Origin of the sequence: Ideonella sp. B508-1, from assembly GCF_000333615.1 — a bacterium.
Taxonomy (GTDB): Bacteria; Pseudomonadota; Gammaproteobacteria; order Burkholderiales; family Burkholderiaceae_C; genus Ideonella.
Genome location: NZ_BADL01000126.1, coordinates 46,549 through 55,090 on the forward strand (window position 1 = coordinate 46,549; position 8,542 = coordinate 55,090).

General features: G+C 65.9%; 4 protein-coding genes and 1 pseudogene. All 5 read left to right on the top strand.

The features are described from left to right. The first annotated feature begins 2 nt into the window (after window positions 1-2). The gene (mdoH, locus tag I73_RS26190; protein ID WP_234409419.1) at window positions 3-2,177 is read left to right on the top strand and encodes a glucans biosynthesis glucosyltransferase MdoH; all 2,175 of its coding nucleotides are present in this window, start codon (window positions 3-5) and stop codon (window positions 2,175-2,177) included. A 217-nt stretch (window positions 2,178-2,394) separates the two neighbouring features. Beyond that, the gene (locus I73_RS26195; RefSeq protein WP_051049047.1) at window positions 2,395-5,304 is read left to right on the top strand and encodes a type VI secretion system Vgr family protein; all 2,910 of its coding nucleotides are present in this window, start codon (window positions 2,395-2,397) and stop codon (window positions 5,302-5,304) included. 16 nt (window positions 5,305-5,320) lie between these two features. Further along, window positions 5,321-7,540, top strand: coding sequence for a M23 family metallopeptidase (locus I73_RS32355; protein ID WP_148289692.1), 2,220 nt, complete (start codon window positions 5,321-5,323; stop codon window positions 7,538-7,540). 8 nt (window positions 7,541-7,548) lie between these two features. Further along, window positions 7,549-7,986, top strand: a complete 438-nt coding sequence (locus tag I73_RS32360; RefSeq protein WP_148289693.1) for a hypothetical protein — start codon at window positions 7,549-7,551, stop codon at window positions 7,984-7,986. Between the two features lie 102 nt (window positions 7,987-8,088). Beyond that, window positions 8,089-8,542, top strand: a pseudogene (locus I73_RS32365) (phage late control D family protein); the annotation flags it as partial.

Below are 8,542 nucleotides of genomic sequence, written 5' to 3' on the forward strand. Positions count from 1 at the left end.
CCATGACCCACACCCGCACTCCGAGCACCACCCCGTCGGGCGCCACCGCGGCGCCGGGCATGCCCCCCATCCACCGCGGCAGCATGAAGCCCCAGCCCTGGCTGGGCGTGACGCGCCGCCTGCGCGGCGAAACCGCCCCGGCCGACGCGCCCTGGCGCGAGAGCGCCGCGCGCAGCGCCGCCGCTCCCGCGGCCTGGGAAGCCGCCGCCAAGACCCGCCGCCGCTGGCTGCTGTTCTGGGTGCTGTCGGCCACTCTGCTGTCGGCCGGCCTGCTCTGGAGCATCCAGCCCAGTGCCGGCACCAACCTGGTCGAGCTGGCCCAGGTCGCCCTGTTCACCCTGCTGTTCGCCTGGGTGGCCGCCGGTGCCATCACCGCGGTGATGGGCTTCTGGGTCACCCTCAAGGGCGACCGCCACACCCTGTCGGCGAAGGACGCCGAGGGCGTGACCCTGCCGGCCGATGCCCGCACCGCGGTCATCATGCCCATCTGCAACGAGGACGTGACCACCGTCTTCGCCGGCCTGCGCGCCACCTGCGAATCCTTGACCGCCTCGGGCGCCCAGCGCCTGTTCGACGTCTTCGTGCTGTCGGACACCAACCGCCCCGAGGTGCGGGCCGCCGAGCTGCGCGCCTGGCAGACGATGCGCGAGCAACTGGCCGCCGGGGGCAGCGAGATCCGCGTGTACTACCGCTGGCGCCAGCTGCGCACCCGCCGCAAGGCCGGCAACGTGGCCGACTTCTGCCGCCGCTGGGGCCGTGACTACCGCTACATGGTGGTGATGGACGCCGACAGCGTGATGAGCGGTGACACCCTGGTGACGCTGGCCCGCCTGATGGAGAAGAACCCGCGCGCCGGCATCCTGCAGACCGCCCCGCGCGCCTGCGGCCACGCCACCCTGCACGCCCGCGCCCAGCAGTTCGCCAGCCGCGTGACCGGCCGCCTGTTCACCCTGGGCATGCAGTTCTGGCAGCTGGGCGAGGCCCACTACTGGGGCCACAACGCCATCATCCGCGTCGAACCCTTCATGAAGCACTGCGGCCTGGGCACCCTGCCGGGCACCGGTGCGCTGGCCGGCGAGATCCTCTCCCACGACTTCGTCGAGGCCGCGCTGATGCGCCGCGCCGGCTACGAGGTGTGGCTGGTGGGCGACCTGGAAGGCAGCTACGAGCAGCAACCGCCGCACCTGCTGGCCGAGCTGCAGCGCGACCGCCGCTGGTGCCAGGGCAATCTGCAGAACGCCCGCCTGATCGCCGAGCCGGGCCTCAAGGGCGTGCACCGCGCCATGCTGGCCACCGGCGCCATGTCCTATGTGTCGGCCCCACTGTGGCTAGCCTATGTGGTGCTGGGCGCCGGCATCTGGATGAACAGCAACGACGACACCGTGCCCAACCTGCTGACCCACCGCAGCGTGATCACGCTGTGGATCACTACCGGCCTGATGCTGGCCCTGCCGCGCGTGCTGGGCGTGTGGGCCGTGCTGCGCCGGGGTGAGCAGGCCGCCTTCGGTGGCACCGCCCAGCTGATCGCCAGCTCGGTGCTGGAAGCGCTGATGTCGGCCATCCAGGCCCCCATCCGCATGGCCGCGCACAGCGTCTTCGTCATCGGCGGCCTGACCGGCTGGACCCTGGAATGGAAGTCGCCCCCGCGGGAAGCCAGCGACGTCAGCTGGACCGAGGCCCTGCGCCGCTTCGGCCCGCTGACCGCCGTGGTGGCCGTGGCCCTGGTGGCGGTGTCCAGCGTGTCGCCGGCCACCACGCTGTGGCTGCTGCCCATGGGCCTGCCGCTGCTGTTCTCGGTGCCGTTCACGGTGCTGAGCAGCCAGGGCGCGCTGGGCCAGCGCCTGCGCGACGCCGGCTGGCTGACCATCCCCGAGGAAGCGCGTTCGCCCGCCGTGCTGCGCCAGGCCTGGCACTACGCCCAGCTCTACGCCAACCTGCCGGCCCTGGCCACCGCGCTGCTGTCGGATCTGCCGCGCCTGGCGGCCCTGGCCATGAAGGCCGTGGGCCCGCGCCACACCGGCCAGGGCCTGCGCGGCGAAGCCCGCCGCCAGCGCATGCTGCAGCTCAGCCGCAACGCCCAGGACGCCGCCGCCGCCGAGCAGCTGCACTTCCTGAACGAGCCGCACAGCCTGCGCCTGCTGCACGCCGCCACCGCCGGCCAGGCCATGCCGCGCTGAGCCGCGTCAGCATCCCTCCAAGGGCCCTTCGGGGCCTTTTTTTGTTGCAGTTGGTGACAGACATGACAGTCCGTATGAAAACTCCCCCGGATGGGTGACGAAGTGCCCGAGCCCCCTTCCTAGAATCCGTGCGACCCGGGGCGTGCGGTGTGACGAGTGTGGAGTTGGCGTGCGCTGAGAGGTTCACACAACAGCCGGCCAGGGAGGGCGGCACACCATGATCAGCAGTCTGACCAGCGCCCTGGCGAGCACCTTGGGGCTCTTTGACGATGAGCAGCGCCTGTACCGGCTCGATTCGCCCTGCGCCGAGCTGGCCGGCCTGCATGTGCAGGCCTGGGCCCTGCGCGAAGCGCTCAGCCGCCCCTGGGAGCTGCAGCTGCTGGCCGTCAGCGAGACCCAGGGCCTGGCGCTGCAGGCCCTGCTGGGCCAGCCCCTGACCCTGGTCACCCGCCTGGCCGACGGCAGCGAGCAGCGCCGCACAGGCCAGGTGCTGCAGGCCGCGGCCGAGGACAGCGACGGCGGCCTGGCACGTTACCAGTTCACCGTCCAGCCCTGGCTGGGCTTTCTGGATCAGACCCTGCGCAGCCAGGTCTGGCAGGACACCCTGCTGACCGACCTCATCGACAGCGTGCTGGAGCGCTACGCTGGCTGGGCCAGCTGGCGCTGGGCGCCCTGCGTGAGCGCGCACCTGCAGGCCTCGGCCCAGGCTGGCGTGCGGCCCTACACCGTGCAGTACCGCGAGACCGATCTGGCCTTTCTGCAACGCCTCCTGGCCCGCGAAGGCCTGGCCTATCGCTTTGAAGAGGCCGAAGACGGCCAACCCGGCCCCACCGTCGTCTTCTTCGCCGACAGCACATCCAGCCAGAGCTGCCCGCAGGACGCGGGCTCGGCCGCCTGGGGCGGCGTGCGCTTTCACCGCGACGGCGTGCAGGAAGGCCAGGACACGATCCAGGCCTTCGGCGGCCAACGCCAGCAGGCCGTGGCCGTGCTCAGCGCCACCCGTTACGACCCCGAGCAGGCCCGCCTGGTGGCCGCCGAGGTGGCCACCGCCGGCAGCGTGGGCGGCCAGAACGCCCCCTGGCTCGAAACCTACGAGAGCCTGGGCGAGAGCGGCCACGGGGCCCTGCTGGCCGACAGCGGCCAGCTCCAGCGCAGCCTCACCCTGGCCCAGCAGGCCGTCGAAGCCCGCCACAAGGCCTGGCTGGGCCGCTCGGTGGTGCGCAGCTTCAGCGCGGGCCAGCGCTTTGCGCTGACCGACTCCCCGCTGGACGCCCTGGACGAGCTGCGCCCCGAGGAAGACAAGCAGTTCCTGCTGACCGACGTGACCCACGCCGGCCTGAACAATCTGCCCAAGGACCTGGCCGAGACCCTGGCGCGCCAGTTCCAGCCCTGGGGCGGGCGCCGCCGCCACGACCCGCTGGCCGAGTTCTGGCCCGAGTGGCTGGAGCCCGCGCTGATCCGCCAGGCCCAGGCCCGCGGCTACGCCAACGCCTTTGCCGCCATCCGCGCCCACATCCCCTGGCGGCCGCTGTGGGTGGACGAGCACGGCCAGTGCCTGTACCCGCGCGCCGTGGCGCCGGGCCCGCTGCTGGCCACCGTGGTGGGCCCCGACGGCAGCACCACCCCGGCGGGCGACCAGGAGGTGCACACGGACCGCCTCGGCCGGGTGCGCATCCGCTACGAGTTCCAGGGCCAGGAAGACAACGCACCCGGCACGGCGCTGGCCAGCCCCTGGGTGCGCGTGCTGCAGGCGCTGGCCGGCGAAGGCCAGGGCCTGCAGTGGACCCCGCGCATCGGCCACGAGGTGCTGGTGGGCCATGTGGACGATGACCTGGAGCAGCCCATCATCCTGTGCGGCCTGTACCACGGCCGCGGCGAGGGCGGCGTGCCCGCCACGCCGGGGGGCCAAGGGGCCGAGGCCGACACCAGCAGCTTTGCCAACAGCAGCGACGCCAGCCCCTCGGCCCAGGGCAATCTGACCGGCGGCCACAGCCCCGCCTGGCACGGCGGCGCCCCGGGCGAGCTCAGCCAGGGCGGCCAGCGCAACGCCGCAGCCCTGTCCGGCTACAAGAGCAAGGAATTCGGCGGCAGCGGCTACAACCAGCTCGTGTTCGACGACAGCGACGGCCAGCTGCGGGTGCAACTGGCCAGCACCCAGCACGCCAGCCAGCTCAACCTGGGCCACCTCATCCACCAGGCCGACAACCACCGCGGCAGCTTTAGGGGCACCGGCTGGGAGCTGCGCACCGACGCCTACGGCGCCGTGCGCGCCCGCCAGGGTCTGCTCATCAGCACCTTCGGCACCCAGGCCGCCGAGCCCGCGGGCGACAACGCCGCGGGCATCGCCCTGGCCCGGCAACTGGGCACCCTGAGCCAGACCTTCAGCCAGGCTGCCACCACCCACCAGACCGTGGCCTTCTCCGGCCAACTGGGCAGCGCCCAGGCCGGCCAGAGCCGGGTCGACCCGAAGGCCGCGCCCATCCCCGCCTGGCTCACCCAGGTCAGCGGCATGGTCAGCGCCCAGGATGTGGACCAGGCCCAGGCCGACGCGGCCGGCAAGAACACCCAGGCCAGCGCAGACAAGCTGCCCCACAGCACCGACGCCATCGCCGCCGTCAGCGCCCGTGGCGGCCTGCTGCAAACCGCCGCTAGCGACATCGTCTACGCCGCCGGCGAGAACATCCACCAGGCCAGCGCGCAGGACATCGACCAGGCCGTGGCTGGCGCCTGGCGCCTGCACACCGGCCAGGCCATCGGCATCCTGGGCGGGGCCATCCAGCCCGGCGGCCAGGCCGCGGGCACCGGCGTGACCCTGATCGCCGGGCAGGACCCGCTGACCATCCAGGCCCAGGCCGGCAGCGCCCAGCTGGCCGCGCAAAAGCAGCTGGCCATCCAGAGCCAGAGCGCCAGCGTCAACTGGGCCGCGGCCAAGAAGATCACCCTGGCCACCGCTGGTGGGGCCTCCATCACCCTGGAGGGCGGCAACATCACCTTCGAATGTCCGGGGACCATCACGGTCAAGGCGGGGAGCAAGAGCTTCGAGGGCGGGGCGTCCGTGAGCCCCGTGATGCCTCGGCTACCTCGAGGCTCCCTGGTGCTGACGGGGGTGGTCCCTTTCTCTCTTTGAGTTTCCGATCTCCCTTATGCTGATAAGTTATCCCATCCTGCGTCAAGACAACATTCACGACGACGAGGATATCTATCTGGCCAACGTCATCGAGTCGGCTCTGGTCAATACCGAGGGGCGCTATCCCATCTCGACGCTGACCACACCCCAAGGGCAAGTTCACCGCTGGCATGGTGGTGTGCACCTCTATGGCGGCGGGGAGCCTCTCCGGGCCATTGCAGATGGCACCGTGGTGGCTTGCCGCTTTACTGCTGCTCGCGAGACCTACGAGGGATTGGGTGATTACGACACCAGCTTTGTACTGCTGCGCCACGAAACCCAGTCTGGCGAGAACACAACCGTGGTGTTCTATTCGCTGTATATGCATTTGGCGAATCAGGCGGACTTGGCTGCGGATCGGCTCAGTCAGCTACCGACATGGTTTCGGAATAATCCAGGCACAGATGTCAAACGCCCCGCCAATCAACGTGTGTGGCGCAAGGACGTGCTTGGATTTGCAGGACAACTGTATGGACGCGAGACCTGTCACTTCGAGGTGTTCATGCTCGATGCGGATTTCAACCGCGTCTGGCATGACAGTGGTGCCATCGCGCAGGGCACCGGTAGCGACGACTGGTTTGGTGATGCGCACTTCGTGGTTCCTGCCCAACGTGACTTTGCCGCGAGTCACCCGCGGGCCACTACTCAAGGCATCCTGATCCAGGATGCGCCTGGGACACAGCATGACGTCTACTTTCCTACCCCGCCTGGGGTGACGGGGCGCAATGACGAGAAGCTGTATGTTTCCGTGAGTCTGCATCAGGGCCGGCGCATTGCCACGACCTATCGCGAAGCTGCAACCGGAGGCTACGAACAGGTTGGCCATCCGGTCGTGCAGGACAACTACGAGTACGAGTTGTATCGGCTTTCGACGGCGTTGTATCCCGATTGCCCCAGCGCTGGATTGGAATGGCTGCGCTTTGGTCGCGTGCTGGGGTCAGACACCACCACTCGCAATGAAAACTGGCAGCTGGTTCGTTACAGCGACTCCGCCGTGGGCTACATTGACTTGGCGCCCAATAAGATTGTCAAACTCAGTGATGCAGACTTTCCGCATTGGCAGGGATGGAAGCGCAGTGACGAGGGGGCAACCGTCAATGCTGCAGACGGTCTGTGTGACGATGCTGATGTTATTGCTCTAGCACAGGCAACTGGTGAGGATGCGGAGCGGCGTCTTCGTCACATGATCTGCAAGGCGCCCACCGAGTGGGACGACTCGGACTTGTCGACACGCTATGCGCGCATGCGTGAAGATGGGCAGCCGTTGCAAAGCGACGAGAGCTGGGGCAAGTTCCAAGAACACGTCAGCAAGATGGCTTTCTGGACGGGCGCAGGGATGACCGATCGCAGCGTCTGGCATTTCCATCCGCTTCAATTCATTAGGCACTACAAGATGTGTGGCTGGATTAGTAACAACGAAATGGCTCAGTGCTTTCCCAGGGAGCTTAAGCATCTCACCGGAAGACAATTTGTTGCCCATACTTTCCCATGGAATGATGCCCTCAGTAGAAGCGAGACTTGGGGTGGGCATTTCAATCGGGCGAATCGCAAATATGGGATTGATCGCCGAAAGCGATTGGTTCACTACTTTGCTCAAGTCATACCCGAGACGGGGTACTTGCGTCTCATGAAAGAGGGCGATAGCAAGGATGGGAAGTATCTAAAGAGTAAGCCATATTATCCGTTTTATGGTCGGGGGCTAATACAATTAACCTGGGGTGAGACTTACAAGAAATACGGGAAATACAGAGGGTTCCCCCAAACGGAAGGCGCCACATCGAGATTTTCAGAGGCAGGATGGAATCCAGACGATCTACTGGTTTCTAGTAATACGAATTATAATCCTGACAATTGCGCGGACAGTGCTGGGTACTATATTTCTAGTTATCGTGGGATGATTAAAAAGATGGACTCTGGGATCTCGGTGGATGACTGCGTTGCCGTCTGTAGGTGTGTCAATGGCAATGTTGCCTTGCAGAATATAAATGGGTTGGATGAGCGCTTGCAAAGTGTGTTGTTCATCAGAGATGTTCTGCTGGATTTTCCTGCCGATTCGCCGAGTGAAAATTTGCATTTCACATGGCGACGCAATAGTGAGCAAGAGCTCACCGTGAATAAAAAGGGTCAGTCGGTAAAGGGTTATATTGCGGTTGACTGGGATATTTCTGTGTCGCTCATGAAGCAGCGTCCGCGCTAGAATGGTATATGAAAAAATATTTCATTGGATTAATTTTGGCTTTAATTTCCTGCATGACTTATGCGGGAGTTAGTATCGAATCGGCTTGCTATCAAAGTGAGGGGGTGCATGGTGCTGGCGGCAAGGGAAGGTCGTTCTTCTTTTTTAAGTCATACCGAGATGAAGATGATCATACATATATCGGTGGCTTTGTTAATTATAATAACTCAAAGTTAAGCATCTCCGTCGTCTATGATAGTGAAGTTCAGGGGGTGGGGGGCTATTCTGGGGATTTTCAGAGAACATGGCTGGAGATCGTCGATCGTAAGGTCACGGGGCAATATGTTGAATATGGAAATTACGATGGAAATCCGGGGGGGCGCTATATAAAGTACACGGGGTACAAGGATGGTAGAGTCGTTTTATTTAGGATTTCTATGAATAATAGCCCATGCTTGGGAAATTAATTTATTTATTCTAATTGGCTGTGGGGCGCCTGGTGTTGCACTTCGAATTTGAGACTGCCAGATGCGCGGAGTAGGGCGCTCTCGGTTCTGGGCCGCTCGGTGGTGCGCAGCTTCAGCGCGGGTCAGCGCTTTGCGCTGACCGACTCCCCGCTGGACGCCCTGGACGAGCTGCGCCCCGAGGAAGACAAGCAGTTCCTGCTGACCGACGTGACCCACGCCGGCCTGAACAATCTGCCCAAGGACCTGGCCGAGACCCTGGCGCGCCAGTTCCAGCCCTGGGGCGGGGCGCCGCCGCCACGACCCGCTGGCCGAGTTCTGGCCCGAGTGGCTGGAGCCCGCGCTGATCCGCCAGGCCCAGGCCCGCGGCTACGCCAACGCCTTTGCCGCCATCCGCGCCCACATCCCCTGGCGGCCGCTGTGGGTGGAAAATCACGGCCAGTGCCTGTACCCGCCCGCCGTGGCGCCGGGCCCGCTGCTGGCCACCGTGGTGGGCCCGACGGCAGCACCACCCCGGGGGGCGACCAGGAGGTGCACACGGACCGCCTCGGCCGGGTGC